Below are 18,139 nucleotides of genomic sequence, written 5' to 3'. Positions count from 1 at the left end.
ATTCACCTTCCACCTCCATCTTCCCTGCCTGTCCGGCAGGCAGGCATCTTCCATCTTCCATCTTCCATTTTACATATTAATCTTAATCTTCTTTTCCCTCAATCAAACTATTTCTTCCTTTCGGGATGTCTTCACTAAAGGGACCATCAGAAGGCAAAGATTGATCTTTAGCAGCATACTTTCCATCGATAATTAGGTTGCTATTATCGTCTGTATCAATTTCTTCGTTGGTTTTTCTCGACACAGGATTGATCTCATCCCCCTCTGGGTTATTATTTTTATTTACCATGATATAGAATTTATAACTATAAGGAGAGTTTAAGCAAAAAGGTTTTAAAAAATTTAACGGTCTGCAAACATTATAGATATCAATACGGTTTAGTTGATATGGAGATGATTTTCATTTTAGCTGTTCCTGTAGCATGTATTGCTTGGACAATTACCAAGGAAGAAGTTTTTAAAGAGATCCGAGAATTTTGCATTGGCAAATCTGTTAACTGCAAAAAAATCTATGAACGGAAGTTCTTTTACCTATTTACCTGCGAATACTGTTTCAGTCATTACGTAACCGTTCTGATCTTATTAATGACCAAATACACCTTGATCTATCCCGGTTGGCGAGGTTACATCTTAGCTGGATTTTCTATAGTTTGGATAGCCAATGTTTACATGAGTTTGTATAATCTGATCAGAATTGATCTTAAAAAACTTAAAATCACTGCCAAAAAAGAAGAAGAAGAGCTAAACGGTAAGTCCTAAGTCGGTAGTCGGATTAACTAAAAGTTACCACTACCAATAGATATTACTTTATAAAAGCGTTATACAAGGAATTTGCGGATTCCTTTAAGGCCGCACAAAAAGTATCTTTATAAACGGGATTACAACCATTTGTGATTACAACGAATCCGAATTTTTCTTTAGGATCGAAGAACATTACGCTGTATAGGCCATAAGCTGAACCAGTATGCCCAACCATGGTTTTACCTGGAATGAGCTGGTCGGAGATCCTAAGGGCCAAGCCATAATTTTCTTCATCAGAAAGTTTGGTCTGCATCGTTTTTGAGCTTTTTTTAGAAATGATCCTTCCCTTTTCATACTTTCCGTAATTCATATGCATGGTCATATACTTGGCTAAATCTGTAGCAGAAATTTTCATTCCGCCGGTTGGCGAAAAAATAGGTGTGCTGTAACCCATGGTATAATTTTTTATTTCTTCAGAACGTGGATTATAGGCAGCAAGCGCGGCGGTAAAATTTTGTGTCTTGGCATCATATTCATACAAGGTTGCAAAGCGGTTTTTGTCTAAGGAATCAACGCAATATCCCGCGTAGAGTCCTAATGGATCTAAAATATGGTGCTTAACATACTGATCAAAACGTTCGCCAGAGATCTTTTCTATAATCGTCCCCACCATGTTAAAATTTAGATTACAATATTGGTATCCCGCACCTGGGGCATAATCATTATAACATTTGGCCCAATTTGGGTTTTTATCAGGGTTAATTACATCTAGGTAAAAATATCCTTCGCTATCGTTAATGCTCGATGTATGGGAGAGTACCATTTTTAGGGTGATTATCGCATCCGGAAATTTAGGGTTACGTACTTTAAAGCCTACCAAGTTACTGAAATCATCACTTAACGATAGCTTTTTGGCTTCTACCAATTGCATTATTGAGGTTGAAGAAAATGATTTTGAAATAGAAGCAATTCTAAATAGCGTTTCATCGGTAAGTGGTGTGTTGGTTTCTATGTTTTTTAATCCAAACGAATGAGTATATACTATTTTTCCTTCCTTAACCACTGCAACAGCTAATCCAACAACACTGCGCAGTTTCATTATTTCTTGGATTTCGGCTTCTGCCTTTTCGGCTTGCGCAAAGCAACTTAAGGAAATAGAAAAAAGGAATAATAGGATTAGTCCTGACTTAAAAGTGTTTAAATTATGCATTGGAATTTATTGAATGTACACATGAAGACATAAAATAGCCCTGATTTATGGCAATCATTAAATGTCGCGATTAAAAGAGTAACATCAAAAATTATTCGAACAATTAAAACGTGCCTACAAATTGTACATTTAATGGCCTTGACGGCGGTAAGTACGGAAATGGAAAATGAATTTTGAGCCCTAGCGGAGGATACAAGGCAAAAAGACTAAAGCATTGATTAAGCAAAGTTTTATCTGCTTTTAGCTTTAGTCTTTTTGCTTTCATCTTATTGTCTGGTGCTGTCTACAGGAACGGTAGTAGATGAGGTATCTACAACATTGGTGTCGACCGTAGATGAGGTTGTTATCGTAGTGTCAACCATAGCAGAATCAGTAGTTCCGTCATCATTTTTATTGGACCCACATCCTGCAAAAGCAAAACCTGCAATGGCGAGGATAGTTAATAATTTAATTTTCATTCTTTTTGGATTAAGTATATAATTTAGTTTCTTTTAGGTATTAAATAGTTTCTATGCTAAAAGGTTTTATCTTTTATGAGGTTTATAGTGGGAACATCTGGAATAGTATCTTGGCATAAACAAAAAATCCCATAGCGATTACTATGGGATTCGATTTATCTACCTTAAACTAAAAAGCCGATCCACCAGTTTTCTCGTCTTGGTCTAGGCCATCTTCGTCGTCATCAAATTGGCTTGTTTCATCATCTTCAGAAAGTTCATCTTCTTGATCGAAGTTTGACGATTGACCATAATTTGAAGCAGAATCAGCATTGCTTCCGCTCATTTGACCATTCTCGTTAGTGAACCCCCTATCCTGATTGTTTCCTACTCCGGATTCACTTGAGTTATTACCTTGTTGGCCAAATTGGCTGCCGCTCTGTTGAGAGTTAGACTGTTGACCCTGTGAAGCCTGGCTATCTTGTTGGTTCTGCCAATCGCTTCCTTGAGATTGTTGTCCACCTTGATTTTGTTGATTTTGCTGGCCTTGCTGGTTTTGCCAATCGCTTCCTTGGGATTGTTGTCCACCTTGATTTTGTTGGTTTTGCCAATCGACGCCCTCTTGGTTAGAGGTGTTTTGATTTTTTGACTGGTTTTCGCCCATGCCAGATTGATTAGAGCTTTGAGCATTCTGATCTCTTTGCTCTTCGTTTTGATCTTGGTAATTCATAGTAATAGATTTAGTATATAAATAATTGGTTAATATTTGCGCTTAAGGCTGATATCTTAATTTTATTTTTATTATGCTAAACTCCCCTACGTTAGGCATTTGTGCCATAAGCATAAAATGAAAATCGGTTAATTTTGTTTTTAGAAAAATAAAATCACGTATAAACCACAGGAGAAAGTGTAATTATACTTATGTAAAATTTTCTAAAACCCGAAACGAGGTGGGTTGTTTACCGCAAATGAAACAAACGGGAAAAATCTATATAGGAACATCTGGCTGGAAATATAAGCATTGGGATAATGTATTCTATCCTGGAGACCTAAAAAAGGCAGACCAACTTAATTATTATTACAGCATTTTTAATACTGTAGAATTAAATAACTCATTTTATCGGCAACCATCGGCCAGTAATTTCGAGACATGGAAAAATAGTGTACCAGAAGGTTTTATTTTTGCTGTTAAAGGAAATAGATTCTTTACACACCTAAAAAAGTTAAATGTAAATGAAGCCGAATTGTTGCCATTTTTGGATAACGCATCACATCTTGACAATAGATTAGGTCCAATTTTATTTCAGTTACCTCCAAGATGGCAAATCAATATCGCCAGGCTAACACAGTTTCTTGAACGTCTTCCTCGAAATTACCGCTATACGTTCGAATTTAGAGACCATTCCTGGTATACTCAGGAAGTTTTTGATTTACTTAAAAAGTTCAATTGCGCATTTTGTATCTACGAACTGGCAGGGCATTTGTCGCCTCTTAGCATCACGGCAGATTTTGTTTATATTAGGTTACATGGCCCTGGAGACAAATATCAAGGGAGTTATAGCATCGAAAATTTAACAATATGGGCCAACTTTATTAAGGAGCAACAAGAAAATGGCAGAGATGTTTATCTCTATTTTGATAACGATCAAGCGGGTTATGCTGCATTTAATGCCATTACTTTAAAAGAAATGATTGGCCTTAAATAGGTGTAGCAATTTAGCTAAATTTCGATTCTAATTTTCCTCTTCGCTTTTTGGATATGCTACTTTTGGTTGGGTCGAACTGTCTATGGAAGCATTAAATTTAGACCCATCATTTACATCCAAGGGCGCTACAGATGTTTGACCATCGCTCCTATCGTTACCGGCATTTTCTCTGAGCTTGTCTAATTGATCCGTTTGCCTAGCTCCACCGATAATGTCGGATTCTGCATCACGGACAGGAGTTAGAGAAGCGTTTCCATCAAAATCTTTATTCACTGCGTCTTGATCAAGGTTTATATTTTCCATAATAATCGAATTATTTCATCAAAAACAAATGGAAAAGCATTTAGTTGTTGCTATCCTCACTTTATTTCCTACAACCACAGTGTTTAAGGCTAAATAAACATTAACCTTTGTTTTTTGTTATAAGCACAAACAAAAAATAAAATCATGAAAAAATTAGCTTACCTAAGTCTGATTGTTATTTCAGCATTTGCATTCCAAAGCTGTAATAATGAGGCAAAAGATTCGAAAGAAACTGCCGACAGTTTAAATGAAACCAAAGATACTACAACTAACGCTGCTGCTACGGGTGGTGTAGCCGTTGCGGAAGACGACGCTAAATTTGCTACAGAAGCAGCCGTTGGTGGAATGGCAGAAGTAGAATTAGGAAAAATTGCTTTATCAAAATCAACCAATGCCAAAGTAAAAGAGTTTGCAAACATGATGGTTAACGATCATGGAAAAGCCAATGAAGAACTGAAAGCGGTTGCAGCAATGAAAAACGTTACATTACCAACAGCTTTAGATGAAAACCACATGAAGATGGCGAGCGATCTAAAGGCAATGACCGGAAGAGATTTTGACAAAAAATACGTTGACATGATGGTTGATGGCCATAAAAAAACATTAGACCTAATGGAAAAAGAAGCTAAAGACGGCATGGATGCTGATTTAAAAGCTTTTGCTTCCAAAACCGCACCAGTTGTTAAAATGCATTTAGACATGATCCAAAAAATGCAGGATAGCATGAAGTAAGAATATCATCTACCTAAAAAAGCCAATCGCGTTGATTGGCTTTTTTTTTGGGCCAGAACTATATTTATCGATATGTTTTGTGCATTTATCGACACTTAACTTTCATGTGTTTAAAAACTTTCACCTTTGGTACTATCATATAGGGATATGATTACATATTAGGTTTAAGTTAAAGCCACAGGTGGATGCTTGTGGCTTTTGCTTTTAATGGAAGATCTTGTCTTTAACTACGTATCCGGACCAATTAACTATTAAGCAAACTATCTATAATTTGGGCTGAGGATGCCTCGCAGAAGTCCAGTCCAGAATAGTCGGGATTGAAGCCCCCAATATAGGGCACCGCCATCATGTAAATCCTCGCATTGAGCGCTCCATATTGATCCAATACCTGAAAATTATCATTGATGCTAATACCGGGTACTTGAAGAAAATAATCGCCGTTATCGGTTTGTACCACTGCTTTATTGCCCTTTTCCTTTTCGGCCGCTCCCTGTTCCCTTTCCTTAAATTTCAAATAAGCCTTGCTGATAACCTGATCTTTAAGTAAGCTTTTAAAAGGAAAATCCGAATAAGATAAATGGGGTTGACCAACACAATCAACAAATGTTTTATAACGTACGGCGTTACTCTTATTGTCTTCGTCTGTAAAATGATAAATTATTCCGCCATCTTCTTGGGGTTCTACACTACTATCGTCTCCTACTGCAATAATTTCTATTACTCCCGCATCGTGCAGGGCCAGTAATTCGTTACAAGAACTTTGGGGCACAAAAGCGATTACAATGGAGATTAGGGGCATTAATACTTTTTGCATCCGCAGCATATCTTCTGCTGATAAATACTTGGCAGGGTAATTCATCGCGAAGCTCAGCACAGCCAACATTTCTTTCCAGTATACGGATTCTCTTCTTTTAATAGACTGCTCTGCCTCTATAGATTCGGCTTTCAATAATTGAAAAGGAGCAATCCGCTCTCTTAAATCCATCATCAATGCAACAAATTGCTCAATGTTTAATGGTTTAATCCGCTGGTAAAAATCCGAGTTTTTATCCCAAAACATTTCTTTAAAGTTCTTTTCGAATAAATAATCCAATGAGAGAAAGCCGTTATTCGATTCCTTATGCTTTGCAAGTTCTTCATGGGTTAGGAGATTGTCATTTGTGAGATGAGAATCTTCCAAATGGAATCTTACCGCTGGCAATAATCCGCTTCTAGAATGCATAACCATCTTAAATCCATCACTTTCGGCATTTAATTTATAGGTCAACTTGCCTTCATCATCCTGTAAATAACATCCATTTTTCCTCGCCAAAGTTCTTATGGCATCTATCGCGGTTAAAGAAGAACCTTTAATGGCCACAGGGTGATTGAGTTTCAATGCTATTTTAGTAGGTGGATAGGGAGAATCGAAATATCCTTCAACCTTACCTTCATGTTTAATGGGCCAATTGTGTCCCGTACAGACAATTACACGATCGAATTTTAATCTCCCCTTACCTTCAGTCTCTACAATAACGTTATTGAAGTCTGGTTGATCGATAATATCAATCACATTACTACCAAGATGTAAATGTGTGGTAATCCCTTTTTTGATAGCCATTTCCTGTAGAAGCTCAAACTGCGCAGCTAAGTAGTGTCCAAAAAACAATCGCGGTAAAACTTTATACTCATTAAAATTAGAGGGGGTGATGCTGTAGGCATCCAGTAGTTCTTTTGGAGCAACTTCAACCCATTCTTCTATCGAAGTTACAATTTTGGGGATTTCATTATCAGAAACATTTGTGATGTGTTCCTTATTTGCGCCATCTTTACTGTAAGGCATGCCAGCACCTAATTGATGCTTTCTTTCAAAGATAGAGATCTCGAATTTTTGATTTTCAGATTCTATCAATCTTTTATACATGAACAATCCGCTAGGACCACCACCTAAAATGGCGACGTGTTGATGTGTTGATATCATTGTAGAGCGTTACTTACTAAGATTTCCAGGATTATAGGATGATTAAGATTAGGTCATTGCGTCCAAAGCGATGTAATAATATTTTCTTATAAGATGCTAATCTTTATTAATAATTAAAGAACCACCAATTGATACTGGATTATTACTGCCTGTGCCTTCTGTTTTAGGAGTAGATCCATCTGTCGAATCTTCAGTATCCCCATCTTTTATTTCTTGCAGATGATCTTGTTGAGTTGTTGGATTGGCATCTTCGGGATTTTTAGGCCGAGATCTATTTCCATGTCCATCCGATTGAATGGAACTTCCATATCCTACTGGTTTACTTTCGTCCAAGGGGGTTTGGCCCTTTTGTTCTGAAGTTAATTTGGGGGTATTTTGATCTTGAGTTTTCATGTTAATTCTTTTTTTTACAGACATCAACAATTTTATCATCGTTAAGTTTTGAAAATTACCATTGCACTATCTTACCGACCAAAAAAAAGGGATTGTTTAACAATCCCTTTTACATTTATATTAAGTTGAGTTAAGGCTTCACTATACTAATTGAGGCAACACTGGGAATTCTGGCTACCAATTTTTCATAGAGCGCTCTGTTTTGGGTACTCGTAACCACAATGGTGTTATTAGTACCAGTCCTGGTGGTTTGTCCGAAATCATTTGGTGTTAAACCTTTAGCAAGAGCGTTAAGTTCTAAGGAGACTTTAGCTATGTATTTTCCTTTAACAATCTCATAACGAGACATATCAAAGTTGAGAAGCTGTGCGGCATTTAATTGTACCACTACAGGGATCTTAGTGCCCGATTGTTCTATATAGGTACCATTTAAAATTAAGGGAGCCTGAGTGGATGAATCGTTCATAGTTAGCTTAAAATGGATATCCTCATAAACACCTGCAGTTAATGGAATAGTTCCTGCAAGCGAATCGGGTTTAAGTGCATTTACACTGTATAAATTTTTAGATTCTAAGCTGATAGAACTGCCGGCACGTTTAGCGCTAAATTCTACCTTTGCTACATTTAAACTAACACTCGTCCAATTGATACTGCTATTGGTAGCTACAGCAACTGGAACGCCACTTAATGATGCGTTTACATTTAAGGAAGCGTTCATGTTAATTGCGCTAAAACTATAACTTAATTCAGTAGTAGCTGTATCTGCGTCTTTTGCACAGCTAGATAATAATAATGCTACAACAATAAATGAGGGTATAAATTTTTTCATGATTTGTAGTTTTAATATTTGGCTACGAATAACTTACGGTACACGAATATACTAATAGCTAAAATTAAAATCTAATTCTGTAGCAAAACTGAAGTTGATGATGGGAGGAATAAAGGACGTATGGAATACGAAAGCAGGCGCGAATATTGAGGGTTTTAATTTAGCATTTCAAGCGCCTCTTCATTTCCTTGCTGTGCAGCGAAATCAGCCGCTCTAAGACCTTTTCCATCACAAATCGTACTATCGGCACCTTGAACTAATAAAAGTTTAACGAGATCGTTTCTCCCATACATGGCGGCAAACATTAAAGCAGTTGCCCCGTTACTATGTTGTAGATTTAAGTCGGCCCCATTTTCGATTAACAGTTCGGCAATATCGAGGTATCCTTTAAAGGCTACGCCCATTAGCGCTGTATTGCCCCCATTATCTCGAGCATTTACGTCGGCATTATTTTGAACCAGTAGTTTAGCCGCATCATATCTATTGTTATAACACGCTAAGATTAAAGGGGTATGACCTTTATCGTCGTAAATATTCAAATTGGCTTCGCCTTTGATCAGTTCTTGTAACACTTGTACATCTCCTGTTCTGGCAGCATGAAAAATCAGTTCTTGTTCTATTTGCATGGTGAGATAATTAGCAATTAGCTAGTGTGATGATTAGCTAATTAAGGTTTAAGTACTACTTTTACGCAATCTTCTTTTTTCTCGTCAAAAATTTTATAGGCGTGGGTGGCTTCTTCCAAAGGTAATGTATGGGTAATGATATCATCAAGCACCACTTTTTCTTCCCTAACCAATTCTATCAGCTTGTCTATATAATTTAAAACTGGAGCCTGTCCTTGTTTAATGGTTATACCCTTATCAAATATCCTAAATAACGGGAAATTATCATAAGGAGAACCATAAACCCCCATAATTGATACTGTTCCCATCCTCCTAACGGCCTCAAAGCACATGTCTAGCACTTTCATTGAGCCCTTTTCGAAATTAACCGTAGCCTTAACTTTATCCATAAATGTTCTTTCGGGCTCAAAACCAACCGCATCAACGCAAACATCAGCTCCACGGCCACCTGTCATCTCTCTTATGGCTTCAACCACGTCCACTTTGTGCGGATTTAAGGTCTCAACTTTATTTACAGCTCTTGCTTTTTCTAAACGATACTCTAATGGATCGATGGCGATAACCCTGCTGGCACCATTAATCCATGCCGCTTTTTGAGCCATTAGCCCTACCGGCCCGGAACCAAAAATGGCTACTACTTCGCCACCTTTTAATTGAGCCCAATCTATTGCCGACCATCCCGTAGGAAAAATATCAGTTAGAAAGAGCGCTTGTTCATCCGTTAGGTTTTCGGGAACAATCCTCGGACTAATATCCGCATAGGGAACGCGAACGTATTGTGCTTGTCCACCAGAATAACCCCCATATAAATCGGTATACCCAAATAAGGCAGCCCCTTTCTGATCCAACATGTTACCAGCAGGACCATAGGTTTTAAAATTTGAGTTTTCGCAAGCCGGACTTGCTTCATGATTACAAAAAAAACATTTACCACAAGAAATTGGAAATGGAACAACAACCCGATCGCCCTTTTTGAGGTTGGTGATGGCCGAACCTACTTCTTCTACGATTCCCATAAATTCGTGGCCCATAATCATAGGGTCTTTTTGGGGTACTGCCCCACTCAAGATATGCAGATCTGAACCGCATATTGCTGTAGAAGTTACTTTTAAAATAACATCTCTTGCATCTAAAATCTTTGGATCTGGAACATTATCAACGCTGATGTCGCCTGGTTTGTGGAATACTGCTGCTTTCATAGGTAATATTTTAGGTAAATACCCTAACAGAACAGCATACTATAATTAAGGTTTTAGATATTTAGAAATGGTGGAATGACAAAAGGAAAGAATAATCGAATGATCGAATGCACGCCATAAAAAAAGCGGAAGCAACACATCCGTTTGCCCCCGCTTATTTACTTAACCCTTGTTATAGAGACGAAAATTGCACTTAAATATTGTATAGATGCAGATAAATGATAATCGTAATAGTTGTAAGGGGGTTGGGTTGAAGGTTGAGGTTGGAAGTAGGGTAAATTTAGAAAGCCACAGATTTTAAGAGGATTAAATCTTTTTGATCTGAACCTATATTAATGTAGGGGGTTGGAAGGTGGGAACTAAGGTAAATTTAAAAAGCCAAAGATTTTAAGAGGATTAAATCTTTCTAATCTGTAGCTGATCATAAGTTTATGAAGTTATATTTTATCTTCCCTCTTACATCTTACATCTTACATCTCCTTCTATCTAACCACTTGAGTATAATAAGGGTTTGCCTCATCAATATCGATATTACTTTGTGTAGCCAACCAGTTCTCTATCGCATCTACCACTTCTTCCCAATCAGGTTCATTGCAGATAAAATGACTTCGATTGGGGAATTCCCTAATAGAGGTTACGCTATTTTCATCCGTATATGCTTTAAAGTTCTTATCATTTAAGTCAGCAGGACAGATCTTATCTTCCGCCCCCGCGATAAATAAGAGAGGTGCATGAGGCTGTGTTACATCAAAATGTGCAGTAGCACCCATACAATCCCTAAATACGTTCCTACTATCATGGGTAGCCGTGCTTTCAAAAGCGATTGCAGCTTCAGCCTCGCTTAATGTATTAGCAAAAGCGCCATGGAATATTTCTAGATCCATAGGAACGTAGGCATTTCCTTTTAGCGGATTCGCAATTGTTACCGCATTTTTAAAGAATGACCAATCAAAATCGATCATTGCATTTGGAGCAACTGAACTTATGGCAACGCCAATCTTTGCAATTCCTCTGTTTATCAAAATCTGAGTAATTAATCCACCAACAGAATGACCTATTACAATGGGTTTTTCGGGTAAACTATAGATTAATGTTTCTACTGATGTAATAATCGCATCCAAATCCAAGTCGCCCAGCCCTTCGGGAGGATTGCTCCTAAGCTCAGCAGGCTCACCTTCGTGCAATGGCCATGCTGGAGCCAAAACCTCATATCCTTTAGCTTCAAAAAATTCGATCCAGTTTTTCCAACTTTTTGGGTTTTGGAACATTCCGTGTATCAATACAATGGTGCCTTTCATAATGTAGTTTTTAATTACTACAAGTCATGATAAAAAATGTTTTCTGGAAAAGTATTCCTTGCGAGAATAAGAAGTGGGGCTGGAGCAGGGGGCATGGGGCATGGAGCAGGGAGCTTGGAGCGTAGAGCATGGGGCGTAGCCAAGATTCAAAAAGGCTACCGCTAGAGAGGGCTATTGACTGTAGGAATAACTACTACCTCGCTTGTAATGCCTATGCACCAATCTATGAACCATGAACCATGAATCTATGAACTATGAACTTATCTACCGGAGTTCATAGCCCCAGAGGTGATTACTAGATCGTCAATTTTCTTGACCTCGCAAAAATATCCCAAGATTCGGTAACATTACCGTTTTCTATCACAGTAGCACTTTCAAATAAGGCACATGTTGGACAAATATGAAACGGTAGGCCATAAAACACATCCCCTATGTTATAATTGTGATCTTCTCTAACGGCCAGCATCATATGTTCTTCACTGTGCCCTATTACCTTTACCTCGGGGGCATTTAAAAATTTAATTCTATCAGCCAAACCATTTTCAGACGCAATAGATTTATGACCAATATCTAAGCAGATTCTATCTTTTGTAGGCATAGAAACCACTCTTCCCACTACCAAAGCAGCAGGAATAAAGTTTTGCTCGGGTAATTTTTCTAGATAACTCTGGTCCCAAAACACAAAAGTACCGGGGCTACATTCTACATCTTTCAGCTTTGCATATATGGGAAATGAGGGAGAACCGCCCATTACCAATCGTAATCCATTAATTCCCTTTTCCTTTAGGGTCTGCTTTAAACGGTTGGTATCTTCATAAATGGACCAACAAATCGCTGTTCGTTCTGCTATGGCAAAATCTTGTGTTTGTCCATCATAGGCATGCAAGCCCTTAAGTTTAACATTTGGAAACTTATGAACCTCCATCGCTAAGTTTTCCGCCTTTATTGAGGGTTGGATACCTGTTCTATTCATCCCTACATTTATATCCAGAAACACAGCTATCTCTAGTTGATGGCTTTTTGCCGATAAATTGATTTGAAAAGCGGATTCTAAATTATCGATGAGACATGAAAATGAAGTGGCAGGATATTTTTGGATAAGTTGGATAAAACGTTCCAGTTTAGGTCCAACGGGTTGATAGGCCAACAATACATCTTCGCATCCGCACATCCCGAGCATTTCGGCCTCTGCAATAGTAGCACACTTAAATTTGGTAATCCCTGCATCGAGCATTAATTGCGTAACCTCCCTGGTCTTGTGCGTTTTTACATGGGGTCTTAACCGGTCTACATCATCAACGCTTTTTAGCAGTAACTGAATATTTTCTTTAACACGATCTACATAAACCACTAATACTGGGGTGTCCAACTGCTCTATAGCATTAATTTTGTACCAGGGGGATGAGGAGTTTGTCAAAGTGGAATAGAATTTAATTGGTTAACTGGAAACTGATTTACCAATAAACCGTATATATCGCAGCTAAAATACCAACAATAATTACAGAAAGGATCAAAAATGAAGTGCTAACCTTAAAATCTTCTTTATCGGGCACAATAATAGTTGATGTATCTTCTTGCGGTTTGGCCAGGCTAATTCCGATAGTTAATAATAAAACAATTACAAATGTGATCTCCATGCGGTTAAAAAATGGTAGATCGGGAAACCATCCATTTGTATAAGTTGGGAGCAGTTTTAATAGGATAGAAATGATAAAAGTGGCAATAGCCGCAGAAAGAGCCGCAGCACTAGAAGTGCGTTTCCAGAACAAACCTAACATAAATATTACTACCACACCAGGGGTGATAAACCCTACATACTCTTGGATAAATTGATAGGCCTGATCTAGAAAACCTAATTTACGAGCTACGATTGCGCCCAAAAACATCGATACAATTACTGCCCATCTTCCCACCTTTACAATTTTCTGCTCCGAAGCCTTTTTGTTAAAGTATTTATGGTAAATATCTAACGAAAAAATGGTTGAAATGCTATTGGCCTTTCCCGCGAGCGAAGCCACAATTGCCGCAGTTAACGCAGCAAAGGCCACTCCTTTTAATCCGGCTGGCAATAAATTCATTAGTGTAGGATACGCGTGATCTGGTTTTACGGTACCTAAAGATCCCATCATTTCTGATTGGAACAATCCTTTTTTATGCAATACATACATTACCATACCAGGTAAAACGGCAATAATAGGAATTAGCAATTTCAAAAAAGCTGCAAATAGAATCCCACTCCGGGCAGTTTTAAGGTCGGCTCCTAAAGCACGTTGAACAATATATTGGTTACAGCCCCAATATGCAAGATTATTGATCAGCATCCCACCTATTAGCACTGAAATTCCAGGCAGTTCCTTGTAATGTGGACTAGAACGATCCAATATCATATGTAAATGATCCGAAGCCTCAGTTTTTAAGACCGAAAGTCCTCTTAAAATATCATTACCAAAACCAAACTCTTGGGCCAATAAAGAAAGTGCCAGATAGGTGGTCACTAATCCTCCAATAATCAATATAAGTACTTGGATTACATCTGTATAACCGATTACCTTCATCCCGCCCAGGGTAACTACAATAGCAAAAAGAGCTAATCCAACAACCGCCCAATCAAAATTTATACCCGATATAGACGAAATAGCAAGTGCACCTAAATAAATAATGGAAGTAAGATTGATAAACACATACACAAACAGCCAGATGATAGCCATAACTGTGCTCACAGCCGGACTATAACGTTGCGCCAAAAATTGGGGCATCGTATAAATCTTATTTTTAAGATATAGGGGGATGATAAACCAAGCTACCAAAATAAGCGTTCCGGCGGCCATCCATTCGTAGCTAGCTATGGCAAGGCCGATAGCAAAACCAGAACCAGACATCCCTATAAAATGCTCTGCTGAAATGTTTGATGCAATTAACGAAGCCCCAATAGCCCACCAAGTTAGCGAGCCCTCTGCCAAGAAAAAATCACGGGAGGTATCTGTTTTTTTCTTCTTCTGATAAATGTAATATCCATATCCCACAATAATAAAGAAGTAGATAACGAATACAATGTAATCAGCAGTTTGTAATGAATTCATCAATCAATATTTGGTTTGAAAGCAGTAATTTAAAGGTTAAATATCATTCACAAATTGTGAATTTAGTATAATTATAAGATTAATTTTCAAATAGTTAAATCGAATTATATAAATTAAAACTTAATATTAGTTGGCAAATATTTTTTTACGAGTTCTTGGTAGTAATCTTTGAGCTTATCCCAGTCTGGGGCCACTGGATTTTTAGAATATAGATCATAAGGATTGAAAAGGTTAACCCATTTAAGCATCTCCCTATCGTGATCATCCAAAAGGTAACCGTACTCCCCTTCCCTATGCCACGAGTAAAAAGAATGATAGCGCAACATGTAAAGTGCGGGTTCTGGCAGGTAATCTTTTAGCATATGGTAAACGTACTCATCATGGCCCCAAGACATGGTTACATTGCGCAGTCCGCAGCCTTCTGCATATACACCAAAACGGGTATTGTAGTTAGGATTATTAAAATCAGGATTTGCATTAAAAAACTCTGGATAAACTATTTTATTAGAATAGGCACAGCCTACCGGAAACGTATCCCCTACCACAGCCCATTGAGGTTCATCAAATAGACAAAGTACTTTCCCCATATCGTGCATCAATCCGGTTAGTACCATCCAATCTGGGTGACCGTCATGCCTTATCGCTTCAGCGGTTTGCAGCAGATGCTGAAATTGGCTCAGATCAGTATCTGGATCCGAATCATCAACCAATTGGTTTAAAAATTCAAACGCATCCCAAACCGTCATTTCCTTGCGATTGAACCTTAAGTAATCATTCCGCTTTGTTTGCACAAAATCATAGGTCTGAAAAGTATGGTTTAATCGATAGAATTCTTTTACCGTATCCCTGGCGGGATCATCATATTGGCGATATTCCTTCGCCTCTTTACTTTCGGCACTATGCGCTGGGGCCGGATAACGCACTAATAAATCGTCTTCCCATTGATCCAGTCCTTTCAGAGGATTTAATTCATTTTCCATAAAAACAGGTTTTGCAAAGCTTAAAGCAATGCGATTAATTCTTTACAATTGGTTGATCTGTAATGAAATCATATACCAAAATAGTAATTATGTATGAGAATTAAAAAGTTTGTTTGTACATATGTGTAGTCTCTAGTCGATAGTCTGAAGTGTGAAGTCGGGGTATTTTAAACTAAAAAAGTCCGATGATAATTAATCACCGAACTTTAAATCCATTCATTTTTTGCTTGTTAAGCCATAAAAGGCGCAACTATCTTTTCTACGTCTGCCCTATCCAATGGCTCATCAAAGCTAGAGGTTACTGCGTTCCCAACATCAAAACCATTGATGTTGTTGAGGTTAAAAATAACCTGAGTTTTTTGATCCTCACCTTTATATATCGCTTCTAATGGTGTCCCTTTGGTATTGTCGTCTTCAACAATCCATGGTTTTACTATAGAGTCGAAACCATTGAGTCTTCTCGCAAAACGGATATGTGCCGCATGTCGTGCTTCTACAGAATGGATTTGTAGGGCAGCTTTAAGGATTGCATCCGATTTTTTGATATTCCCCGCTTGTCCTTTATATGCTCTTACGCCTGTATCTTCAAAACCTTGGGCCACTGTAAGGAACGTTTTATAGCTTTTAAAAACATCGGGAAATGTTCCTTTGGCCGTAAAGTCATACTTTGCAGCCGAAACCGGTGTCCCGCCTGATGCGCTGATGGTATCCGTTAAGAATTTAACATGTTCGCGTTCATGCGCTTGTATGGCCTTAATGTTATCCTTGGCTATGAGCAAATTGGGTTTTGACAGGGCCGTACTATAAAAATTATATTCCAAATGCTCTAAAGAAAGGGCAAAATTAAGCACCTCAATTACGTCGTCGGGAATTTTACTTTGTCCGTATGCCTTAGTAAACATACTTCCTAAGGCCAAAGGCAATGCAGAAACTGCAATCTTTGAACCGAAAGCAAAAAAATCTTTCATTGCTTTTCTTCTAGGACTCATCCGATCGGCGATCGATTCATCCACTTTTTCAATTTCGTCTATAATATTAATTAAGTTCATTGCTTTAAGATTCTAAAGTGGGTAAATTATCTCCGTTTATCCGGGTTTTGAAGAACTTGGCGGTCATGGCCAACACTTCTTGTGGACTTCTCGACACGTCCAATCCACCGATGTTGCTTACCACATCAGCGCCAGCAAAATCCCCATAACTGATCAGGTCGCGGATTACCGCAGCATGCCTAGCCTCAACAGAAACAATTTTTCCTGCCTGAGCCAAAAAGGGAGCAAATTTCAACAGATTTCCAGCACCGTTATAGGCAGAAACTCCAGTATCTTCAAAGGTTTTAGCTGCTTTAAGTACACTGTTTCTATTGGAGAAATTTATTGAAGTGAAGTCAAATTCTAAGGATAGATCCTGTATCTTATTTAAGAATAATACTTTTTTAAACCATTCTCTATGTGCAACTTCATCATTACTGATATCCGTTAAAAATTCTTTTTCTATAGGAGTAACGCCCGAATAAAAATTTTCCACAACCTTGGTATAAAAAGCAGCTTCGAGCTGTTCTAATGCATACGCATAGTTAAGAATACCGAAATCACCTTTTCCAAGGTCTACTCCAGTTGAACTTACCTTTCTAACGGTACAACCGATACCAACAAGCGCAACACCTGCTGCTCCAGCTCCGGCATACTTAAGAAAAGAGCGACGAGCTAATCTCGCCGAAAGTAACTCGCTTTCCATGTCGGGCAAGTCCACTGCTTTTTTAATGTCTAATTCTTTCATTGTATTTATTTTATGTTTGCAATCTAAAAGATTCAAAATTGATTGCTCTTTAGTTTAACAGCTTAATAATTAAACAGTTTGAGGTGGCAAAATAAATCACACAACACTAAAGAATAGAGTGCCACTGCAGGTTGGATAAGCTGTTTATATAATTAACATTCAGGAAAGAATTGCGAATCGCTTAGCCTTCAACCTATAGAATCATTAAACATTTTATTGCACCACATATTTATTACCTTTATTTCGAAACTTTTATTAATCATACAAATGGAACACAAAGGCATATCAATAAGACCATTTATCGGAGCTAAGAATTTTGAAACCTCTCGTAACTTTTATCGTGATTTAGGTTTCGAAGAAGTAGTTTTATTTCATAACATGTCGCTCTTTAAAACAGGAGGTTTAGGGTTTTATTTACAAGACGCCTATGTTAAAGACTGGATAGACAATACGATGCTCTTTATGGAAGTGGATGATGTAGATCGCTATTATAAAGAACTACTAGCCTTAAACCTTCCGGCTTCCTATCAATTCGCCAGCCTAAAAGCCCCAAAAACTTTTTCGTGGGGAAAAGAGTGCTACTTACACGATCCATCAGGGATCTTATGGCATTTTGGGGAATTTACTGGGAAATAGGTTTTAGTCCATAGTCGATAGTCCATAGATTGGATGCATAGAAAATCTAATAATAAATATCTCTAGCGATAAGCTAGATGCATCCAGACGTAGTCTATGAACCATAACATGGGCCAGTATAACCGCGCTCTGGCAATAGTCCCCTCTGCACCCAGACCATCGTCTATGGACTATCAACCATGGACCAGATCATCACCCTCGGGCAAAAAACTAAAAATTCTCATGAAACATTT

The 18,139-nt window shown here is 38.0% G+C and carries 20 protein-coding genes; 4 read left to right on the top strand and 16 right to left on the bottom strand.

From position 1 onward, the window contains the following. Positions 1-82: 82 nt before the first annotated feature. A complete protein-coding gene (locus AC6H0V_RS04665) occupies positions 83-289 on the bottom strand; it encodes a hypothetical protein (RefSeq protein ID WP_497562552.1) in 207 nt (68 codons plus the stop codon). Positions 290-393: 104 nt separating this feature from the next. Between AC6H0V_RS04665 and AC6H0V_RS04660 the strand changes: the two genes are divergently transcribed. After that, complete coding sequence (locus tag AC6H0V_RS04660) at positions 394-759, top strand: hypothetical protein (protein WP_497562551.1); 366 nt, start codon at positions 394-396, stop codon at positions 757-759. A 43-nt stretch (positions 760-802) separates the two neighbouring features. Here the strand turns inward: AC6H0V_RS04660 and AC6H0V_RS04655 are convergent, their stop codons facing one another. From AC6H0V_RS04655 to AC6H0V_RS04645, 3 genes are all read right to left on the bottom strand, one after another. After that, a complete protein-coding gene (locus AC6H0V_RS04655; protein ID WP_497562550.1) occupies positions 803-1,951 on the bottom strand; it encodes a serine hydrolase domain-containing protein in 1,149 nt (382 codons plus the stop codon). Between the two features lie 266 nt (positions 1,952-2,217). Next, complete coding sequence (locus AC6H0V_RS04650) at positions 2,218-2,409, bottom strand: hypothetical protein (RefSeq protein WP_497562549.1); 192 nt, start codon at positions 2,407-2,409, stop codon at positions 2,218-2,220. A 169-nt stretch (positions 2,410-2,578) separates the two neighbouring features. Further along, the gene (locus AC6H0V_RS04645; RefSeq protein ID WP_497562548.1) at positions 2,579-3,118 is read right to left on the bottom strand and encodes a hypothetical protein; all 540 of its coding nucleotides are present in this window, start codon (positions 3,116-3,118) and stop codon (positions 2,579-2,581) included. Between the two features lie 238 nt (positions 3,119-3,356). On the opposite strand from AC6H0V_RS04645, the gene AC6H0V_RS04640 reads away from it, so the two are divergent. Beyond that, positions 3,357-4,094 (top strand): DUF72 domain-containing protein, encoded by a 738-nt coding sequence (locus AC6H0V_RS04640; RefSeq protein WP_497562547.1) that lies wholly within the window; start codon positions 3,357-3,359, stop codon positions 4,092-4,094. A gap of 27 nt (positions 4,095-4,121) precedes the next feature. Here the strand turns inward: AC6H0V_RS04640 and AC6H0V_RS04635 are convergent, their stop codons facing one another. Beyond that, positions 4,122-4,397: a hypothetical protein gene (locus AC6H0V_RS04635; RefSeq protein WP_497562546.1), complete on the bottom strand. Its 276-nt coding sequence runs from the start codon at positions 4,395-4,397 to the stop codon at positions 4,122-4,124. A gap of 144 nt (positions 4,398-4,541) precedes the next feature. On the opposite strand from AC6H0V_RS04635, the gene AC6H0V_RS04630 reads away from it, so the two are divergent. Continuing rightward, positions 4,542-5,129, top strand: coding sequence for a DUF4142 domain-containing protein (locus tag AC6H0V_RS04630; RefSeq protein ID WP_497562545.1), 588 nt, complete (start codon positions 4,542-4,544; stop codon positions 5,127-5,129). A 244-nt stretch (positions 5,130-5,373) separates the two neighbouring features. Here AC6H0V_RS04630 and AC6H0V_RS04625 read toward each other — a convergent pair whose 3' ends face one another. From AC6H0V_RS04625 to AC6H0V_RS04575, 11 genes are all read right to left on the bottom strand, one after another. Further along, positions 5,374-7,089 carry an FAD/NAD(P)-binding protein gene (locus AC6H0V_RS04625; protein WP_497562544.1) on the bottom strand — a complete coding sequence of 572 codons (1,716 nt, stop codon included), beginning with the start codon at positions 7,087-7,089 and terminating at the stop codon, positions 5,374-5,376. 96 nt (positions 7,090-7,185) lie between these two features. After that, on the bottom strand, positions 7,186-7,482 hold the full coding sequence (locus AC6H0V_RS04620) for a hypothetical protein (protein WP_497562543.1): 297 nt from the start codon (positions 7,480-7,482) through the stop codon (positions 7,186-7,188). 130 nt (positions 7,483-7,612) lie between these two features. After that, positions 7,613-8,311, bottom strand: coding sequence for a hypothetical protein (locus AC6H0V_RS04615; protein WP_497562542.1), 699 nt, complete (start codon positions 8,309-8,311; stop codon positions 7,613-7,615). 155 nt (positions 8,312-8,466) lie between these two features. Next, positions 8,467-8,937 carry an ankyrin repeat domain-containing protein gene (locus tag AC6H0V_RS04610; protein WP_497562541.1) on the bottom strand — a complete coding sequence of 157 codons (471 nt, stop codon included), beginning with the start codon at positions 8,935-8,937 and terminating at the stop codon, positions 8,467-8,469. 41 nt (positions 8,938-8,978) lie between these two features. Beyond that, positions 8,979-10,136: a zinc-dependent alcohol dehydrogenase gene (locus AC6H0V_RS04605; RefSeq protein WP_497562540.1), complete on the bottom strand. Its 1,158-nt coding sequence runs from the start codon at positions 10,134-10,136 to the stop codon at positions 8,979-8,981. Positions 10,137-10,618: 482 nt separating this feature from the next. Next, positions 10,619-11,434 carry an alpha/beta hydrolase gene (locus AC6H0V_RS04600; RefSeq protein WP_497562539.1) on the bottom strand — a complete coding sequence of 272 codons (816 nt, stop codon included), beginning with the start codon at positions 11,432-11,434 and terminating at the stop codon, positions 10,619-10,621. A gap of 295 nt (positions 11,435-11,729) precedes the next feature. Next, positions 11,730-12,851: a D-TA family PLP-dependent enzyme gene (locus AC6H0V_RS04595; RefSeq protein WP_497562538.1), complete on the bottom strand. Its 1,122-nt coding sequence runs from the start codon at positions 12,849-12,851 to the stop codon at positions 11,730-11,732. Between the two features lie 37 nt (positions 12,852-12,888). Then, positions 12,889-14,514: a sodium:solute symporter family transporter gene (locus AC6H0V_RS04590; RefSeq protein WP_497562537.1), complete on the bottom strand. Its 1,626-nt coding sequence runs from the start codon at positions 14,512-14,514 to the stop codon at positions 12,889-12,891. A 113-nt stretch (positions 14,515-14,627) separates the two neighbouring features. Beyond that, a complete protein-coding gene (locus tag AC6H0V_RS04585) occupies positions 14,628-15,494 on the bottom strand; it encodes an inositol oxygenase family protein (RefSeq protein ID WP_497562536.1) in 867 nt (288 codons plus the stop codon). 230 nt (positions 15,495-15,724) lie between these two features. Beyond that, positions 15,725-16,543 carry a ferritin-like domain-containing protein gene (locus tag AC6H0V_RS04580; protein ID WP_497562535.1) on the bottom strand — a complete coding sequence of 273 codons (819 nt, stop codon included), beginning with the start codon at positions 16,541-16,543 and terminating at the stop codon, positions 15,725-15,727. Between the two features lie 4 nt (positions 16,544-16,547). Then, positions 16,548-17,270 (bottom strand): ferritin-like domain-containing protein, encoded by a 723-nt coding sequence (locus AC6H0V_RS04575; RefSeq protein WP_497562534.1) that lies wholly within the window; start codon positions 17,268-17,270, stop codon positions 16,548-16,550. A gap of 267 nt (positions 17,271-17,537) precedes the next feature. Here AC6H0V_RS04575 and AC6H0V_RS04570 point away from each other — a divergent pair, with 267 nt between their 5' ends. Continuing rightward, the gene (locus AC6H0V_RS04570; protein ID WP_497562533.1) at positions 17,538-17,906 is read left to right on the top strand and encodes a VOC family protein; all 369 of its coding nucleotides are present in this window, start codon (positions 17,538-17,540) and stop codon (positions 17,904-17,906) included. The last annotated feature ends 233 nt before the right edge of the window (positions 17,907-18,139 follow it).

Source organism: Pedobacter sp. NO84 (assembly GCF_059703915.1).
This window is presented reverse-complemented; position numbering and strand designations above follow the sequence as displayed.